The organism is Methylohalobius crimeensis 10Ki (assembly GCF_000421465.1).
Taxonomy (GTDB): Bacteria; Pseudomonadota; Gammaproteobacteria; order Methylococcales; family Methylothermaceae; genus Methylohalobius; species Methylohalobius crimeensis.
On record NZ_ATXB01000001.1, the window covers coordinates 949,599 to 967,346 of the forward strand.

The window sequence follows — 17,748 nt, forward strand, 5'->3', positions numbered from 1 at the left end:
GGGCGGCTTCAGGTCTCCGGTCCTTATATGCCAGGACCGGATGTGTCTAACCTTCAATCCTTATCAGGAGGAAATTGAGATGAAAAAGCAAATGGTAAGCAGTGTTGTTTCAGGCGCGATGCTGGCCGCTGCCGGCGCTGTATCGGCAAGTGAGCCGGTAGCGTTGGATGCATCCCAAATGGATAAGGTGACTGCTGCAGGTAGTGCCGCTGCCACTGCTGCAGCAACAGCAGTTGGTCAGATTCTCGCGGCCACCTCTACTTCCACTATCGCTTATGTGGTGGCTTTGCCCGCCATCCCCACCCAAGGGGGGCAACTGCTGCCGACAGTGTCTGTTGCGGCCGCAGCTTCGGCTTCGGCATCGCAGTAACGGCGCTTTGAAGCGAACATTTAATCTGAATTAATACAGGAGAATCGAAAATGAAGACTGTAACTTCTCTCGTGGCGGGAGCTTCTGTGCTGGCAATTGCCGGAGGCGTGAATGCTCAACCCCTGGCGTTAAGCGATACCCAGATGGATGGCATCACAGCGGGTGCCACCGTCCTGCCTATTGCGGTAGCTGCCGCCTCGGCCCTGGGGGCCGCATCGGGTAGCGTTTTGAGTGCTACCTCGGCTATTGCTGCGACGTCCACTTCCACTACCACCTATGTCTTCGCATTAGGTCAATCTAGTGATACCAGCATTGGTATCTCCGCCGTAACCGGTGCGGGGGGAACAGGCGGTGCAGCAGCAACTTCTGCCAGCGGAGCCGCTGCTGCTGTCAATTGAACTCTAGGACGATAGAGTTACGCCCTTAAGCAGTGTGGAGGGCAAGACCTCGCCGCAGGATCACTGCGGCGAGGTTTTTAAAGCCAAAGGCTAAATGCTCTAGGACGATAGAGTTACGCCCCCCACATCAAAAAGTATAGACGCAAAAATCGGTTTTGCTTATGAAAATGGATCATCAACATACGTTTGACAAGCCGGCGGTAACCCAGGATCCGGAAGCAATACTTAAGCAGGCCGGACAATTGCTTGATCATGGGCAGCTTGAAGAAGCCCAGATCTTGTATCGACAGGTCTTGGCGCAATGTCCAGACCATCCGGTAGCGTTTCATTTTATCGGGGTGGTTGCTTCGCGACAGGGCGATCATCGAGCAGCGGTGGAATGGATTGCCAAGGCCTTGTCTGTCCAGCCAGATTACCCGGATGCGCGCAATAACTTGGGGATCGTTTTTTTGAACCAAGGGTGCCTTGAGGAGGCTGGCGAATGTTTTCGAAAGGTCCTCGAACTGGATCCGGATCACATTAACGCGCTTAACAATCTGGGCGTGATTCTGCTAGGTCAAGGACGACTTGCGGAGGCGGAAGATTGTTTTCGGCAAGTGCTGGCAAACCAGCCTGAGCACGTCGATGCTGGTAATAATCTCGGTATTATCTTGATGAATCAAGGTCGCTTGATGGAGGCCGGTGAACAGTTTCAGCAAGTATTGTCCATCAAACCTAAGCATGCCGATGCCCAAACCAACTCGGGAATCATTCATATGGCTCAAGGCGACCTCGAAAAAGCGGCAGAATTCCTTTCTCGAGCGTTAGCGATTAACCCAAACCATCCCGAAGCTCTGGTCAATATGGGATTCATCCACCAGCATAAGGGGCGTATGGTAGAAGCCGGTGGATGTTTCCGTCAATCGTTAGCAGTCAAACCTACCAATCCTGAAGTACTCAACAATCTGGGGGTTATTTCCCTTAATGAAGGGAAATTGAAGGAAGCGACCGATTATTTTCGCAAAGCATTAGCCCTCCGTCCCGATTACGCCGATGCCTATAACAATCTGGGGAGTGTGGCGATGCGTCAAGGCTTACCCGAAGAAGCCGTGGAGCATTTCCGGAAAGCCTTGGCGATTAATCCGGATCACGCCGATGCCAATAACAACATGGGCGGCTTGTTGTTCAAGGATTCCCGGTTGGCCGAGGCGGTCCAATATCTGGAGCGGGCATTGACTGTCAAGCCTGACTCCTCCGAGGCGCTCAACAACCTTGGCCAGATTTACTTAAGCTACAATCAATTCGAGGATGCGCGGGAATGCTTCCGCAAAGCATTGGCCATCCATCCCCGGTTTGTCGAGGCCATCAATAATGTGGGTACGACCTACCTGAATGATGGGCAATTGGTTGAAGCAGAAGAGTATTTTCGCCAGGCGTTGGCCATAAATGCAGATCACGCGGATACATACAATAACTTGGGGGCGGTATACCTCAATAGAGGCCAGCCAGAGGAGGCGGTGAATTATTTTCGCCAGGCATTAGAACTCAATCCTGACCATCCAAGCGCCCACAGTAATTTGGGGGTGGTGCTGCAACAGCAGGGGAAGATGACCGAGGCAGCAAAATGTTTTAAAGAAGCGATCCGCATTCTGCCCAAACAGGGAGAAGCCTATCGGCATTTGGTTAATTGCTACAAGATCAAGGCCGAGGGCGAGGAAATCCAGCAGATCGAGTCCTTGTTGCAGGACCCGAATGTATTGCCTATTCAGCGCATTCCCCTGCATTTTGCCTTGGGTAAGTCATATGATGACATCGGCGATTTCGATCGAGCATTCATGAATTATGCCGAAGCCAATCGCTTATGGAGAGCGGATTTGGATTCCCGCAATAAAGCCCTTGACATGGATCAATTTTCAAAATACGTCGACAATATCATAGAAGCCTTTCCACAAGGTTTTTTCTCTGGCGACGTGCCGCGGGCAAGTGAGTCCGAGGTTCCGGTTTTCATCGTAGGCATGTTTCGCTCAGGCACTACCCTGGTAGAGCAAATCATCGCCAGCCATTCCCGTGCTTTCGGCGCCGGCGAGCTCAAAAAGATCAGCCAGATCGTAGCTAAGCTTCAAGAACGGCTGGGGTGTGGCCTCTATCCTGAAGGAATATCCCGGTTGGATCACGAAATGGTAAAAGGTGCGGCCAATGAGTATTTGGACTACGTTACCCATTTGGCTGGGCCGACGGAGCGGATCACCGACAAAATGCCCAACAATATCTGGCAATTGGGTCTGATCGCGATGATGTTCCCAAATGCCAAGATCATCTACTGCCGGCGCGATCCCAAGGATATCTGTCTATCCTGTTTCTTTCAAAGATTCACGGATGAAGTTCCGTACTCTACTGATCTCAGAGATTCAGGAAAATTTTACCTGGAGACAGAACGAATCGCTCGTCATTGGAAATCCGTCCTTCCCATGCCGATATTGGAGGTCGAATACGAGCGTCTAGTGGACACTCCGCAACGGGAAAGCCGTCGTATCATCGACTTCATCGGCCTCGAGTGGGAGGATAATTGCCTAAATTTCCACAAAACCCGACGCAATGTTTCCACTGCCAGTGTCTGGCAAGTTCGCCAACCCATCTATACCAAGTCGGTGAAACGGTGGCAGCGGTATGCCAAACATATCAAGCCATTACTAGAAGTTTTGAATACCGATTCGAACAAACCGTCATGAAAAAGCGTCTCTTTAGCGATTGGGGATGGCGAGGAGTTGTTGTTTGGTTGGCTCTGTTAATGTGGACTTTGCCCGGACAGGGACGTACGGTCAAGTCCTTGCTGGAAATGCGTCATGAGCATGTAGTCATTCAAAAATGGGACTTGAGCTGTGGTGCCGCAACCTTGGCGACCTTGCTCAATTATCAGTATGGAGACTCGGTATCGGAAAAAGAAGTTGCAAAAGGTTTGATTAAACGGGAAATATATTTGAAAAATCCGCGCCTGGTTCAGATCCGCCAGGGTTTTTCCCTGTTGGATTTGAAGCGCTATGTGGATGCCCGTGGTTATAAAGGCGTCGGTTACGGTAAACTGGATCTAGAAGGGCTGCTCAAAAAGGCTCCAATGATCGTTCCTCTCAATCTGCACGGCTATAATCATTTTGTGGTTTTTCGTGGAATGCGAGGGAATCGAGTATTATTGGCCGATCCCGCTTGGGGAAATCGAACCATGACCGTCCGTCGCTTCGTGGATGCGTGGATTGATTACCCTCAATTCGGACAGGTAGGCTTTATGGTGCAAAGAGAGGATGGGGGGGATCCGCCCAATCAGTTGGCGCCGCGCCCTGAAGATTTCGTGATGCTGAGATAAAAGGAATGAAAAATCGTGAAAAAATTGAGGAAGCTGGCAGGAGCGGGGATATTGGCTTGCTTCACATTTTCCGCATGGGGGGTGGATCATTCCGATCCCCCCGTAAAAACGCTGTTGGAGAAGCTGGAAGAACGTGACCGATTAATTTCTGATTTGCAGCGCCGGGTGACCCATCTGGAGAAACTGGTTGGTGAAAAAGCGAGAAAGGATTCACCCCCAACCGAGCAAGCCCGCCGCCATCAGGAGGTTGAGAAGAAACCAGCCACGGACCATAAAGTAGCCCAAGCGACACCGCCGCCGAAGCCAAAAAAACAAAAAGGGGGAGCAGGCTCGTTTGAAGTCGATGAAGAGGCGGCGGAACATGCCTTGGAGCGTACCTTGACCCAGGTCGGGGCGCTGCTATTGCCTTTCGGCCGTGCTGAAATCCAGCCTTTTTTCGTGTATACACGTCAGGAATTTGATCGTCCCATCTTGTTTGTCAATGAGGAGGGACAGTTGCAGGGGGTGGGGAGCCGAGAAATCAAGCAAGATCGGTTTAATTCAGGTATCTTTTCTCGTTTGGGATTGCCCATGGATGCTCAGCTAGAGCTGAGTATTCCTTATACCATAGTGGATCGGACCCTTACTAATACACCGAGTTTCAATACGAGGCAATCTACCGAACGCAAAGACTCGGCCTCCCACTTGGGCGATATTCAGGTCGGTATCGCCAAGACTCTGTTTCGAGAAAGAAAATGGCGACCGGATCTGATCGCGCGTTTGACCTGGTTCGCACCAACCGGCAGACGAATCCACGACGGCGTGGAGTTGGGGGGCGGTTTTCACCGTCTAAGAGGTTCGTTAACCGCCTTGAAGCGTCAGGATCCTTTAGCCTTTACGGGTAGTTTTTTCTATGAGGGGGCGTTTGACGAAAACAACAATAATCCCGGAGATCGGTTTGGGTTTTCAGTGGGAGCGCTTTTGGCGGCTAGTCCCGAAACGTCCCTGAGTATCTCCATAGAACAGAGCTTTATCGATGAAGTTAAATTGAATGGCCGCACCATTAAGGGAAGCGATCGGGTTTCCAGTTCTTTCGTGTTCGGAGCTTCGTCGATTCTTGGAAGAGGATTTTTGCTTTCCGTCTTCGGTGGCATCGGTTTGACGGAAGACGCCCCGGATTATTTCATCAACGTATCAGTGCCGCTGCGATTCAACATGCCTTTTGTAAGATAGACGTCGATTTTTGAAGAGGACGAGCAGGCCGATGAGGAGCAGCATCAACGGCGCAGGTGCCGGCACCTGTGCGAGACCGGCGAAAGAGAGAAATACTTTGCCGGGTTGGTCGAAGGCCTCTTCCCACAGGTCTTCATCGGTGAAATCCAGGCCGACGAAAAGTTCCGGAATCAGATCGGAATCCGGGGTCAGTTCGCTTAGGAATTCGTCCAGCCAGTCTGATTGACCTGTTTGGGCTTGTTCGATATTTAGAATCGGCCCGAACAGGTTGAAGCCTTGTTCGTCCCCCAAGGTATCTTCATATACCAAGGTGGGCAGAGTGGTTTGCAGCAGCAAGTTTCCGTCCTTGTCGAAAATACGCAGCTCGTCCCCGGTGAAATATTCCCGGCCATCATGGTTGGTGAAGCGGAGCAAGGGATCGATTTCCAGGGTGCCGCCGTTCAAGGGGTCGTTTCGGTAGCGAGGGCTGACGGTATTTCGAGGTCCGCCAGTTAAAACATTGATCGGTACCGGGTCGAAGGAAAGGAGATTGGTGTTCGGATTCCAATGAATATTGGGTCCCGAGCTAGAGGTTGGAGGGATGTAGCCAGCCTTTTCGGCAACTTGAGGGACCGCTCTTGGCGGAGCCTCGTAGGAGCCCTCGGTATGGGTGTTCTGAATGCTCACCACGGTGCTGTTTTGGGGATTGCAAGGGTCCATCAGAACGACTGGAACGTTGAGTGGAGAAGAGCCGCCGTTCAGGCTTACCCCTTCCTCGGATTGGCTCAGGTTCTGCTGAAACCAATCTTCAATGCTTTGATGGCTGTTCGGCGAACCGATGGGAATCCGGGTCGTTTCGCCGTTTTCCACATAAATGACAAACCCCACTGTGTTGATGGAGACTTGATCTCCAACCTGCTGAATCACGTTCACCGTATCCCTCATAATGGCGAACGCGACGGTAGGATGGGCCTGGAGATCCAATTGATGGGCATTCCAAGCGATATTCAGCAAAGTATTGGTATCCGTCTCCGGTTGGCAGGTGGCGTCGGTCTGAATGCCGATCCCCGTGACCGCTCCTTGACTACCGGTCACCGCTTTCGCGATGAGGGGTTCGCTGGCGTTTGCGAATGCATTGGTGTTATGGCTATTTGAGATGGTGGCGATATTGACCCCGCCGTTGTAAAGAAAGGGAGTGGGTGAGACGTCGACCGAGCTGCCACCAGTGGCGATGTGAGCGTTCGGAGCGATTGGGTTGGAGAAATTCGCAGCGATCGCGTTCGTATGGGAAAAGGTTTGAGCGGTGGAAAAAACCCCCGAATAATCCAGGTAAAGTCTATTTTGAGGGTTCTGTAATGTGGCCAGGATGGTAAAAGCGGATTCCGTGCTGGCTGCCGGTGCTAAATCATCGAGCGCCGCTTCTTGAAAACTTCCGTCGGATACGAAAAAAATCGATCCATCGGAAACCGCTTCCGGAGGCAAGGTCGTATCTATCTCCCATTGTGTGGTTTCAAGTTGTCTATTCGGGGTTAGGGGGGGACGAGCAAAAACATCCGCGATTAAGCGCTTTTCCGGCTCATCGAGAATCGGAGCGGCCCACAGCGTTAATGAGGCTAGGATAATCGGTTGGATAAAAAGCCTAGCCGGAAAACTGGATTTGCAGAATGTATTACACTTATCAAAGGCATCGTTGCGATGCATCGCATGATGATTTGCTGATGGTGCTTTCATGATCTGTCACTGAAGAATTTATTGTTATTTATCAAAGCATAACTCGTGCCATATATCTTATCTTTTTGATATAACATGTTTTTTTGAAAGATATAGCTGGGGTGGGAAATGATTATGATCGCCCATGTCAAAAAAATTGACACTTCTGACCATGTCGCCGGTTAAACCGTTGGAAAAAACCGCCCCGATCGGGCATATTGATTCTCACGATAGATCGCGATCTAGAACGCCCGATGATCGTCCCGATCCGGTGATCGATCCGTCGGGGACTCAACCGGGAGAACAAAGCCCAGCAGTCCAAGAAGATGGCGAGTCTCCTCATGTTGATGAATATGCTTGATGGATGGGCCCATTTTTTACCTAGCGTTGGGGATCTTAAGTTGTGCCGTGCTCAGCCTGGCCGGAATCTTGATCGGATTATGGCGACGCCAGAGCCGTTTGGTACGGCGAGTCGATCAGTGGCAAAAAAACCAGGAGCGGCTTCAGCGTGATCTGGCCGGTCTGTGTGCGGCGGCGGTGAGGATGGACGAACGGTTTCTGGAGTTGTCCGGACGTCTGGAAGGGATTCAGCAATGGACTCAGGAGGCGGGTCATGAACAAGGATCGACCTATCAAACCGCCATCGAGCGCATTCGCGAGGGCGCGGATGTGGAAGAGCTGGTGAGCGAGTGGGGCTTTAGCCGCGAAGAAGCGGAATTGTTGATTCGAATGCACCGTGCCGACGGGGTTGCCGGCAAAGGCAGCTATTCGGATGCTTGATCCCGCGCGCTGGTTTTCTTCTGCAAAGTCTCCTTTCCGCTGAGCCAATAGGCGAATGCGATCACTTCCGCTACCGCGAGGTAAAGTTCGCGCGGGATTTCATCTCCCAATGGAACTTGGGCCAAAACGCTCGCCAACCGAGGGTCGGCATGTAACGGGACCTGATGTTCCTCGGCCGTCTCGGTAATCCGTTCGGCTGTCTCGCCGCGGCCCTTGGCGACGACGCGCGGCGCTGAAGTCCCGTCATAGCGTAAGGCGACGGCAATGTCGCGTGGATTAAACAAGCGTTTGTCGCTCATATCTTTTCATCCAATAGGGGGCCTTTAATAATCGCCTCCGAAATCGGTTGAGCCTCAATTTCAGCGAGGGTCTGCAAACGCTCCGGTTGGAGGCCGGCGGAACGAAAACGTTGCGCCAAGGTATCCATATGGCGTTCGAGCAAGCGGGCGGTATGCACTTGTTCTCCCCACCAATAGCTGCTGATGTTTTCCCCTTGCAGCACCAGTTTTACCCGAATGCGTCCCAGGCCGGGTGGCTCCATTTCCAGGTCGACGGCCCAAGGCGCCTTCTCGCGAGGATCCTTGGAGGCCGTCTTATCTCCGTGGACGGTCAAACGAAGCGTATCGACGAATTCGCCCGTCCGAAACGGAATTTCGAAATGCCAGGTGAGCGTCGGGTTATCCGGCTTGGGCAGCGAGGCGAGCTGATCCAGTACGATCCGCGCCAGGGCTCCGGAGACCTTTTCCCCCAATTCCGCCAATAATTCCGACTGAGCGGTTGGCGATGGAGGCCCGGAAGGCGGCCCCTTGAGTTGACCGGCAACGGGTGAAGCGGTGTCGGTTTGCGTGACGTGGCCGCTGATTTTGACGGCCAATTGAAGTAAATGGCTTTTCAGATCGCCGCTGCCGGTGGACGGCGAGTGCGGCGAGGCGGCCAAGGTTTCCGCCCACAGACCGCTTCGTCGGATGGCCGCTTGCAGGGTATCGGCTTGAGTGAGGGCGGTTAGCCGAGGAAGGGAGTGCATCAGGGTTTTGAGCTGGCTGTGCAGCGAAGAGGGGAGCAAGCTTTGGGATTGGGGACGATCGAATATCTCTTTTAGGTTTTGCAGCGCCCGATCCAGCGGTATTTGTCGGGGCAAGGCATGGCGCAGCGCCGATTTATCGGTCCATTCGGGGCGGTGGTGAGCCAGGACTTTTAAATGCGGCTGGGGACCTGCGCGAACCACCTCCAGGCGTAATTGATCCCCCGGGCGTAACAGCAGGTTGGTTTCGGCCTGGAGACGGCGACCTCCCACCTCCAGAAGCAATTGCCGGGGAGAGGATTGGGCCAGGACCCGAGCTTCCAGGCGCTCACCGGCTCTCAGGCCTATCGCGGAAAGCTTTAAGGCACCGGGGTCGGGCGTCTGGGTCAGGGTGATTCGAGGCAACCCGATATTCACGGATCAAACCGATAACATGTTCTGAATCTGCCAGATTTCTTCCTTGGCCAATTCCAGGATATTGAGGCTGGTTTCGGCATCCAGGCGTCCGGCCAGGAGCTTGCGATAGGCCGGGATTTCATCGATGCGGGGATATTGATGGAGCCTCGGGGTCCCCACGAAGCTGTGCAATTGGGAGACGAGCACCAAATCCACGTAATCCGGCTGCGGTATATTGTCGCGAGACCAATCCTCGCACGCCACGGTGACCGCTTCGAAATCCTCCGGAAACCCCCATTTTCGCATAATGGCCGACCCGACAGGGCCGCGCAGTTTGTCAATCGTATAAGCCAGCTCCTCGGTGTTTTCCAGCAAGTCCATGTGCTTATCGGCGAAGGTGAGGACCGGCACCGCCCCGATATCGTGAATCAAGCCGGCCAGCATGGCCCGATCCGGATCGAAGCCGGGCGTCTTGTGCGCCAGTACGGCGCAGATGGCGGCCACATAACTGCTGTGCTGCCACAATTCCTGCATGCGCTTTTGGACGACACGGCTTTTAGCCTTGAAAACCGCCTTGAGGGCAAAGCTGGTAATCAGGCGCTGGGCAACTTTCAGCCCGAGCCGGGTAAGCGCTTGAGGACAACTCTCGATGCGCCGCCGTCCTCGATAGAGGGGGCTGTTGGAAATTTGGATCAGCCGCGCCGTGATGACCGGATCCATCTGCACGACCCGGGCGATTCTGGCGTTGTTGGCCTTGGGGTCGTTGATGGCTCGGCGTATTTTGATGGAAATATCCGGAATGGTCGGGAGGACCAGTTGATTTTCCTTCAGTGCTCGATAGCAATGCCGCAGGAAGCGGTCGGAAACGGCGGGAGAGGTCCCCTCGGACATGGCGAAAGGATCTGTCGATGAGACCATGGACATCAAGCGAATAGAGCAGGCATGGGTGATTGCATAAAACCGAGTTTAGTTGAGATACCCCTGTAATTGAATTCGGCCATGGCGGCTCAGACTTTATCAAAATTTAAAGTCAGGGCACCTTGCCAAGGTGCCCTGACTCCCAAAGCGCGGCGTTATTCCGTTTGATCCGACGATGGGCTGGACGCTTTGGGCCGCATGTGCGGGAAAAGCAGCACGTCGCGGATGGAGGGGGCGTTGGCGAACAGCATCACCAACCGGTCGATGCCGATGCCTTCCCCGGCGGTGGGCGGCATTCCGTGTTCCAGCGCGGTGATGTAATCTTCGTCGAAGTGCATCGCTTCCTCGTCTCCCGCGGCACGGGCTTCGAGCTGGCTGCGGAAGCGCTCGGCCTGTTCCTCCGGGTCGTTGAGCTCGGTGAAACCGTTGGCGATTTCGCGGCCGGCGATGAACAGCTCGAAGCGATCGGTGACCTCCGGATTTTTGTCGTTGCGACGGGCCAGCGGAGAAACCTCCACCGGATACTCGGTGATGAAGGTGGGGTCGAGCAGTTTCGGCTCCACCGTTTTCTCGAAGATTTCGGTTTGGATTTTGCCCAAACCGAAGCCCGGCAGAATGGGGATCTCCAATTTTTCCGCCACTCGGCGGGCCGACTCCAGGTTGTCCACGTCCTCGGAGGCCAGGCCCGGATTGAAGCGAATCAAGGACTCGAGCAAGGTAAACCGCTGGAAGGATTTGCCGAAATCGATTTCCTGGTCCTGATAGACGATTCTTTCGCTGCCCAGCACCGTCTCCGCCAGATCCCGGAACATCACTTCGGTCAGATCCATCAAGTCCTTGTATTCGGCATAGGCCTGATAGAATTCCAGCATGGTGAATTCCGGATTGTGCTGGGTGGAAAGTCCTTCGTTGCGGAAATTCCGGTTGATTTCGAATACCCGCTCGAATCCTCCCGCCACCAGGCGCTTCAAGTAGAGCTCGGGCGCGATACGCAGATACAGCTGCATGTCGAGGGTGTTGTGATAGGTGACGAACGGCCGGGCGGCGGCGCCTCCCGGGATCACCTGCATCATCGGCGTTTCCACCTCCAAGAAATCGCGTTCGATCAGAAATCTGCGCATCTCTTGCACCAGCTGGGAGCGGATTTGGAACGTCCGGCGCGTCACCTCGTTCATGATGAGATCGAGGTAGCGCTGGCGGTAGCGCATTTCCTGGTCGGTCAGACCGTGATATTTCTCCGGTAAAGGACGAAGGCACTTGGCCAGAAGGCGGATTTCATCCACCTTGACGCTCAGCTCGCCGGTTTTGGTTTTGAACAGAACCCCTTCGGCACCGACGATATCGCCGATATCCCATTTCTTGAATTCCCGGTAAAGGCCTTCCGGCAGTCCGTCCCGGGTGACGTAGAGTTGCATTTGTCCGGAGTAATCCCGGAGGTGGCAGAAACTGGCCTTGCCCATGATCCGGCGGGTCATCATGCGCCCGGCGACCCGTACCCGCAAAGGGGTCTGATCGAAGAGCTCGGGCGCTTCTTCGCCGTATCTGGCGTGAAGCTCGGCGGCGACGCTGTCGCGCCGGAAGTCGGTAGGATAAGCGATGCCCGCTTCACGTAAAGCGGCGAGCTTGGCTCTGCGTTGCGCGGTCAAATCTTGCGTACTTTTATCAGTCATGTCGTCGATGGTTTGAGGTTACAGTCCGCTTTTGAGGCTGGCTTCGATGAAGGCGTCCAGGTCGCCGTCCAACACCGCTTGGGTATTGCCGATTTCCACGCCGGTGCGCAGGTCCTTGATTCTGGACTGGTCGAGGACGTAGGATCGAATTTGGCTCCCCCAACCGATATCGGCCTTGGACTCTTCCAACTGCTGCTGCTCGGACCGTTGCTTTTGCATTTCCAGTTCATACAGTTTGGCGCGAAGCTGCTGCATGGCGGTGGCCTTGTTCTTGTGCTGGGAGCGGTCGTTTTGGCATTGGACCACGATGCCGGTGGGCTGGTGGGTGATCCGGACCGCCGATTCGGTGCGGTTGACGTGCTGGCCGCCCGCGCCCGAAGCGCGATACACATCGATTCTGAGATCCGCCGGATTGATGTCGATGTCGATGTCTTCCTCCACTTCCGGGGAGATGAATACCGCCGCGAAGGACGTATGGCGACGATTCCCCGAATCGAACGGGGACTTGCGCACCAGCCGATGAACCCCGGTTTCGGTGCGCAGCCAGCCGTAGCCGTAGGAACCTTCCACCTTGAGGGTGGCGCTCTTGATGCCGGCGACCTCCCCCGGCGACAGTTCGATGATTTCGGCTTGGAAGCCTTTGCGTTCGGCCCAGCGCAGATACATGCGCATCAACATATCGGCCCAGTCCTGCGCCTCGGTGCCGCCTGAGCCGGCTTGAATATCCAGAAAAGCGTTGTTGGGATCCATTTCCCCGGAAAACATCCGCCGGAATTCCAGCTCGGCAACGGTTTTCTCGTAGTTCTCCAAGTCTCCGGCGATGCTGGCCACGGTGTCTTCGTCGGCTTCATCCAGGGCCATTTCCAACAGCTCGCCGGCGTCTTCGAGCCCTTGGGTCAGATGGTCGACGGTCTGGACGATTTCATCCAGTTGCGCTCTTTCCTTCCCCAACGCTTGGGCCCGGTCGGGATCGCTCCAGACTTCGGGGTCTTCGAGCTCCCTTAGCACTTCCTCAAGGCGTTCTTTTCTTTCCTCGTAGTCAAAGATACCCCCTCAGGGCATCGGTCCGGCCCTGGAGGTCTTCGATTTTGCGGGTCAAGGTATTGATTTCCAGTGTTTCCATGAAATCTCCAAAAAATTAAATTCTGAAATTCTACCTTAATTGACGGGTTTGGCGGCGGTAAGTTTTATTATAACGGGGCTTGTCTTAGAGGAGCGGAATGTGAGTCAGATCGATAGCGCGCAAATGGCGGCGGTCTATGAACGTTTGGGCGAACTTTTGGCGATTGCCGCCAGACGTTTCCAGTGGCGGATCCTGCCCGGATTCGAGGTCGGGTTCGATCTCAAGGGGCAGGCCGCCGGCCAGATGCAAATACGCCAGGGGAAAGTCCGTTTGCGTTTCAATGCCGTCTTGATGCGCGATAACCGCGAACACTTCCTGCGGGTGACCGTGGCCCACGAACTGGCGCACGCGGTGGCGTATTGGGTGTACGGCAAGAAGATCCAACCCCATGGAGAGGAATGGCAATCGATCATGGCCTTATTCGGCCTTGAACCTCGTCGCTGTCACGATTACGATGTGACTCATGCCCAAGTGCGGCGCCTGCAACGGTTCACTTATCGCTGCGGCTGCCGGGAGCATGATCTCACCAGTATCCGGCACCGGCGCATCCAAGAAGGCGAGCGGACCTATGTTTGCAAGCATTGCCGGGAAAAACTGGAATGGGTGGTTGAATCATGAAGTCTTATGTTTCCGTGGGGGAGGCGGTGCGCCGCTATCTGGACGGCCAATATCGGGCGTTGACGGCCCGGGAAACGGATCTTTCGGAGAATCGGGATCCCGAGTGCCTGCATAAGTTCCGCGTGGCTCTGCGCCGCAGCCGGGCGCTTCTGGGAGAGATGCGCGATTATCTGTTGGAGGACTTGGCGGCGCTGCGCGAGGACATGGCGGAAGTTGCCCGGGCCACCAACCCGGCGCGCGATGCCGACGTGTTTCTCGCGGATCTGGCGACCTACCGGACCTGGCTGCCGGCATTCCTGCAGCCGGGTTTGGAAGGTATTCGCAAGGACCTGGAAGGTCGCCGGCTTCAGGCGCACGAAGAAGTGTCGGCGCTGCTTGCCGCTCCGACCTACCGAAAGCTCAAGTCCGATTGGGAGCACTGGTTGGTTGCGGATTCAGTCGATCTGGCCGCCGATTCAGGCTTTTCGGAAAAGGGGCGGAAAGACAGGGCTCTGGAATCGGCGATTGAGCGAAAAGTTGAACGCCGAATAGGCAAAGTATTGAAGCGCGCCCGAAAAATCACCGCCAAGAGTTCGCCGCAAGAAATGCACCGGCTGCGCATCGCCTGCAAAAAGCTGCGCTACCTGCTGGAATTTGCGCAACAAGAAACCGACGATCCACGGGCCAAGGAGGCGATTGGTGGCCTCAAGAAAATACAGACCCTCCTGGGCGACTACAACGATGCGGCGGTGCAAATGCACCGCTTGCGGGATTATCTGGAAACCCAAGAGAAGCGCTCCAAGCACACCGCGGCGGTGATCGGTTATCTGCTTCGCCTATTGGAGCGGCGGCAGGAGAAACTGCGGCGCAAATTCCTCAAGAAGTCAAAACGGCTGGACCGCTTGGGAGAATTCTGGATTAAGTAGGGGCGACCGGCCGGTCGCCCCTACATTCGCCCATCCTCGGAGACCGAAGGAGCGATCAAAAAGCCTTGCCAAACAGATCGGCATGGAGTACGGTCGCTATTGAGATGGACGGGAAGAAAACGTTGCAATTCCTGTCCATTTTAGTCGGCTTTTCCGTTAGGGGAGGTGGGCAACCATGCAAGTCACACGGCGCCAGTTTTTCAAACTGAGTGCCGCAACGCTCGGAGGTTCCACGCTGGCGGCCTTGGGTTTTTCGCCGGGGGAAGCGCTGGCGGAAGTGCGCGCATTCAAGCTGACGCGCACCACGGAAACCCGCAATACCTGCCCGTATTGCTCGGTGGCTTGCGGCCTCATCATGTACAGCCTCGGCGACAAGGCGAAAAACGCCAAGGCCGACATCATCCACATCGAGGGTGACCCGGACCATCCGGTGAGCCGCGGCAGCCTGTGCCCCAAGGGCTCGGGACTCCTGGATTTCGTGCACAGCCCCTCGCGCCTGCGCTACCCCGAATACCGCGCCCCCGGAAGCGATGAATGGAAACGGGTCTCCTGGGATTGGGCCATGGGGCGCATCGCCGAGCGGGTCAAAGAGGACCGGGATCGCAATTTCATCGCCAGGAATGCACAAGGCCAGACGGTCAACCGCTGGGCTTCCGTCGGCTTTCTAGCGGCCTCGGCGGCGTCCAACGAAACCGGCTATCTGACCGGCAAGATCGCGCGCGCCTTGGGGATCGTGATGCTGGACAGTCAGGCGCGCATCTGCCATGCGCCGTCGGTATCGGCCCTGGCCTCCAGTTTCGGTCGGGGCGCCATGACCAATACCTGGATGGACATCAAGAACGCCGATGTGATCATCGCCATGGGCGGCAATCCGGCGGAAGCCCATCCGGTGGGCTTCAAATGGGCGGTGGAGGCCAAGGCGAAGAACCAGGCCAAGCTCATCGTCGTGGACCCGCGCTTCACGCGCACGGCGGCGGTCGCCGATTTGTACGTGCCCATTCGGGCCGGTACCGATATCGCATTCCTCAACGGTGTGATCCGTCATCTGCTGGAAAAGGATGCCGTCAACCACGCCTACGTAAAGGCCTATACCAACGCCGCCTTCATCGTGCGCGAGGATTTCCGTTTCGAGGATGGCTTGTTCAGCGGCTACGAGCCTGACAATCCCGAGGCGCGCTACGACCGCACGACCTGGGCCTACGAGCTTGACGAAAACGGTTTCGCCCGGGTGGACGAGACCCTGCAGCACCCCCGCTGCGTGTTCAATCTGCTAAAAGCCCATGTGGACCGCTACACGCCGGAAGTGGTTACCGACATCACCGGCACGCCCACGGACGCCTTCCTCAAGGTTTGCGAATGGGTCGCTTCCACCGCCGTCACCGATCGCACCCTGACCAGTCTCTACGCGCTGGGCTGGACCCATCACTCGGTGGGCGTGCAGAACATTCGTGTCATGGCCATGATCCAGCTTTTGCTGGGCAATATCGGCATGTCCGGCGGCGGCGTCAACGCCTTGCGCGGCCATTCCAACATCCAGGGCCTGAGCGACCTGGGACTGCTGTCCGAGATGTTGCCGGGCTACATGACCCTTCCGCGCGATCACGAAACCACCAGGGCCGCCTATCTGGAAAAGCGGACCCTCGAACCGCTGCGTCCGGACCAATTGAGCTCTTGGTCCAACACGCCCAAGTTCCACACCAGCCTTATGAAAGCCTGGTTCGGCAGGGCGGCGACACAGGACAACGACTATTGCTACGATTGGATGCCGAAGCTGGACAAGCCTTACGACAGCCTGCGCATGTTCGATCTCATGGCCCGGGGTCAGGTCAACGGCTTCCTCTGCCAGGGCTTCAATCCCCTGGCCTCCTATCCGAACAAGGACAAAGTCGCGGAAGCTCTGACCAAGTTGAAATTCCTGGTGATCATGGACCCGCTGGCCACCGACACGTCCGAATTCTGGCGGAACCACGGCGAATATCATGACGTGAATCCCGCGGAAATTCAGACCGAAGTGTTCCGCCTGCCGACCACCTGTTTCGCCGAGGAAAACGGCGCTTTGGTCAACAGTTCGCGCTGGCTGCAGTGGCACTGGAAAGGGGCCGAGCCGCCGGGGGAAGCCCGCAACGATATCCGGATCATGTCCGATCTCTACTTGCGGCTGAAGGCCATGTATCGCGCCGAAGGCGGCGCGTTTCCCGATCCCGTCCTGAACTTGCACTGGCCCTACCGGCGACCGGAGGAACCGATGCCGGAGGAGCTGGCCAGGGAATACAACGGCTACGCGATCGACGATATCGCCGATCCCGAGGATCCGGGAAAGGTCTTGATCAAGGCCGGCCAGCAACTGTCCGGTTTTGCCCAGCTGCGGGACGACGGCAGCACCGCTTGCGGCAACTGGATCTTCAGCGGTGCCTGGACCGAGGAAGGCAACCAGATGGCGCGTCGCGAGACCGCCGACCCGGCCGGGATGGGCATCGCGCCGGGCTGGACGTGGTCGTGGCCGGACAACCGCCGGATACTCTACAACCGCGCATCCTGCGACCCGACCGGCAAGCCCTGGAACGAATCCCGCAAGATCATCGAATGGGACGGCAGCCGATGGCGCGGCCTGGACGTTCCGGATTACAAGGCGGACGTTCCGCCCGGCAGCGACATGATGCCTTTCGTCATGATCCCGGAAGGCGTGGGCCGGCTATTTGCCGTCGACGCCTTGGCCGACGGGCCGTTTCCCGAGCATTACGAACCGTTCGAGAGCCCCGTGGGGTCCAATCGCTTGCATCCCGAGGTGATCAGCAATCCGGTGGCCCGGGTGTTCCCGGAAGACAGAGCGATGCTCGGCACGAAGGAGGAATACCCCGTCGTCGCGACCACCTATCGCATCACCGAACTTTTCAACACCTGGACCGACCACGTGCGCATCAACGCCTCGCTGCAGCCGGAACAGTTCGTGGAAATCGGCGAGGCCCTCGCCCGGGAGCTCGGCGTGGCCAATGGCGAAGCCGTCGTGGTGCGCTCCAAGCGGGGCTTCGTCAAAGCCGTGGCCGTGGTCACCAAGCGCATCCAACCCTTGACCGTCGCCGGGCGGACCTTGCATCAGATCGGCATTCCGGTCCACTGGGGCATCATTGGCCTGACCCGCAAGGGGTTTTTCTGCAACAACCTGACCCCCTATCTGGGCGATGCCAACACCCAGACGCCGGAGTTCAAGGCGTTTCTGGTCAAGGTGGAAAAAGCCTCGAGTACGCCGTTGCCCCCAATCCCAGCGCCGGACGAACAGCCCGGGGAACGACCGGAAGCCGAAAAGGGGCCGG

Annotated in this window: 15 protein-coding genes and 1 pseudogene; 10 read left to right on the forward strand and 6 right to left on the reverse strand. The window is 56.2% G+C overall.

Translation table 11 applies throughout. The features are described from left to right. Nucleotides 1–79: 79 nt before the first annotated feature. The 5 genes from H035_RS0104935 (at nt 80) to H035_RS18240 (ending at nt 5,317) form a co-directional block, all read left to right on the forward strand. A complete protein-coding gene (locus tag H035_RS0104935; RefSeq protein WP_022947890.1) occupies nt 80–370 on the forward strand; it encodes a hypothetical protein in 291 nt (96 codons plus the stop codon). A gap of 50 nt (nt 371–420) precedes the next feature. After that, nucleotides 421–768, forward strand: coding sequence for a hypothetical protein (locus H035_RS0104940; protein WP_022947891.1), 348 nt, complete (start codon nt 421–423; stop codon nt 766–768). Between the two features lie 161 nt (nt 769–929). Then, nucleotides 930–3,476 (forward strand): tetratricopeptide repeat protein, encoded by a 2,547-nt coding sequence (locus H035_RS0104950; RefSeq protein ID WP_084684832.1) that lies wholly within the window; start codon nt 930–932, stop codon nt 3,474–3,476. Next, nucleotides 3,473–4,105 carry a C39 family peptidase gene (locus tag H035_RS18235; protein ID WP_022947894.1) on the forward strand — a complete coding sequence of 211 codons (633 nt, stop codon included), beginning with the start codon at nt 3,473–3,475 and terminating at the stop codon, nt 4,103–4,105. The genes H035_RS0104950 and H035_RS18235 overlap by 4 nt, the downstream gene beginning before the upstream one ends. Nucleotides 4,106–4,120: 15 nt before the next feature. Continuing rightward, nucleotides 4,121–5,317 carry a hypothetical protein gene (locus H035_RS18240; protein ID WP_022947895.1) on the forward strand — a complete coding sequence of 399 codons (1,197 nt, stop codon included), beginning with the start codon at nt 4,121–4,123 and terminating at the stop codon, nt 5,315–5,317. Here the strand turns inward: H035_RS18240 and H035_RS0104965 are convergent. Further along, nucleotides 5,279–6,778 (reverse strand): hypothetical protein, encoded by a 1,500-nt coding sequence (locus tag H035_RS0104965; protein ID WP_022947896.1) that lies wholly within the window; start codon nt 6,776–6,778, stop codon nt 5,279–5,281. The two genes, H035_RS18240 and H035_RS0104965, sit on opposite strands and share 39 nt — an antisense overlap. 373 nt (nt 6,779–7,151) lie before the next feature. On the opposite strand from H035_RS0104965, the gene H035_RS21735 reads away from it, so the two are divergent. Both H035_RS21735 and H035_RS0104970 read left to right on the forward strand, forming a co-directional pair. Next, a complete protein-coding gene (locus tag H035_RS21735; RefSeq protein WP_152485967.1) occupies nt 7,152–7,367 on the forward strand; it encodes a hypothetical protein in 216 nt (71 codons plus the stop codon). Beyond that, nucleotides 7,367–7,786, forward strand: a complete 420-nt coding sequence (locus H035_RS0104970; protein ID WP_022947897.1) for a DUF2802 domain-containing protein — start codon at nt 7,367–7,369, stop codon at nt 7,784–7,786. The genes H035_RS21735 and H035_RS0104970 overlap by 1 nt, the downstream gene beginning before the upstream one ends. Here the strand turns inward: H035_RS0104970 and H035_RS0104975 are convergent. From H035_RS0104975 to prfB, 5 genes are all read right to left on the reverse strand, one after another. Beyond that, nucleotides 7,771–8,085, reverse strand: coding sequence for an EscU/YscU/HrcU family type III secretion system export apparatus switch protein (locus H035_RS0104975; RefSeq protein ID WP_022947898.1), 315 nt, complete (start codon nt 8,083–8,085; stop codon nt 7,771–7,773). The genes H035_RS0104970 and H035_RS0104975 overlap by 16 nt on opposite strands. Then, a complete protein-coding gene (gene fliK / locus H035_RS0104980; RefSeq protein WP_022947899.1) occupies nt 8,082–9,224 on the reverse strand; it encodes a flagellar hook-length control protein FliK in 1,143 nt (380 codons plus the stop codon). The genes H035_RS0104975 and fliK overlap by 4 nt, the downstream gene beginning before the upstream one ends. A gap of 3 nt (nt 9,225–9,227) precedes the next feature. Continuing rightward, nucleotides 9,228–10,094, reverse strand: a complete 867-nt coding sequence (locus H035_RS0104985; protein ID WP_022947900.1) for an HDOD domain-containing protein — start codon at nt 10,092–10,094, stop codon at nt 9,228–9,230. A gap of 182 nt (nt 10,095–10,276) precedes the next feature. Next, the gene (gene lysS / locus H035_RS0104990) at nt 10,277–11,791 is read right to left on the reverse strand and encodes a lysine--tRNA ligase (RefSeq protein WP_022947901.1); all 1,515 of its coding nucleotides are present in this window, start codon (nt 11,789–11,791) and stop codon (nt 10,277–10,279) included. 18 nt (nt 11,792–11,809) lie between these two features. Next, a protein-coding gene (prfB, locus tag H035_RS0104995) for a peptide chain release factor 2 (RefSeq protein ID WP_152485968.1) occupies nt 11,810–12,914 on the reverse strand; the annotation gives its coding sequence in 2 pieces (ribosomal slippage) (nt 11,810–12,832 and nt 12,834–12,914; 1,104 coding nt in all). A 99-nt stretch (nt 12,915–13,013) separates the two neighbouring features. Here prfB and H035_RS0105005 point away from each other — a divergent pair. The 3 genes and pseudogenes from H035_RS0105005 to fdnG form a co-directional block, all read left to right on the forward strand. Then, nucleotides 13,014–13,532 carry a SprT-like domain-containing protein gene (locus tag H035_RS0105005; RefSeq protein WP_152485969.1) on the forward strand — a complete coding sequence of 173 codons (519 nt, stop codon included), beginning with the start codon at nt 13,014–13,016 and terminating at the stop codon, nt 13,530–13,532. Then, nucleotides 13,529–14,437, forward strand: coding sequence for a CHAD domain-containing protein (locus tag H035_RS0105010; protein WP_022947903.1), 909 nt, complete (start codon nt 13,529–13,531; stop codon nt 14,435–14,437). Before H035_RS0105005 ends, H035_RS0105010 begins: the two co-directional genes overlap by 4 nt. A 175-nt stretch (nt 14,438–14,612) precedes the next feature. Next, a pseudogene (gene fdnG, locus H035_RS18245) lies at nt 14,613–17,672 on the forward strand (formate dehydrogenase-N subunit alpha); the annotation flags it as partial. Between the last annotated feature and the right edge of the window lie 76 nt (nt 17,673–17,748).

Excerpts from the sequence above, each read along its gene's own strand:
- lysS (WP_022947901.1), bottom strand. The coding sequence starts at position 11,791 with ATGACTGATAAAAGTACGCAAGATTTGACCGCGCAACGCAGAGCCAAG.
- H035_RS0104940 (WP_022947891.1), top strand. The coding sequence starts at position 421 with ATGAAGACTGTAACTTCTCTCGTGGCGGGAGCTTCTGTGCTGGCAATT.
- H035_RS21735 (WP_152485967.1), top strand. The coding sequence starts at position 7,152 with ATGTCAAAAAAATTGACACTTCTGACCATGTCGCCGGTTAAACCGTTG.
- H035_RS0104935 (WP_022947890.1), top strand. The coding sequence starts at position 80 with ATGAAAAAGCAAATGGTAAGCAGTGTTGTTTCAGGCGCGATGCTGGCC.
- H035_RS0104985 (WP_022947900.1), bottom strand. The coding sequence starts at position 10,094 with ATGTCCGAGGGGACCTCTCCCGCCGTTTCCGACCGCTTCCTGCGGCAT.
- H035_RS0104970 (WP_022947897.1), top strand. The coding sequence starts at position 7,367 with ATGGATGGGCCCATTTTTTACCTAGCGTTGGGGATCTTAAGTTGTGCC.
- H035_RS18235 (WP_022947894.1), top strand. The coding sequence starts at position 3,473 with ATGAAAAAGCGTCTCTTTAGCGATTGGGGATGGCGAGGAGTTGTTGTT.
- H035_RS0104975 (WP_022947898.1), bottom strand. The coding sequence starts at position 8,085 with ATGAGCGACAAACGCTTGTTTAATCCACGCGACATTGCCGTCGCCTTA.
- H035_RS0105010 (WP_022947903.1), top strand. The coding sequence starts at position 13,529 with ATGAAGTCTTATGTTTCCGTGGGGGAGGCGGTGCGCCGCTATCTGGAC.
- H035_RS0104950 (WP_084684832.1), top strand. The coding sequence starts at position 930 with ATGAAAATGGATCATCAACATACGTTTGACAAGCCGGCGGTAACCCAG.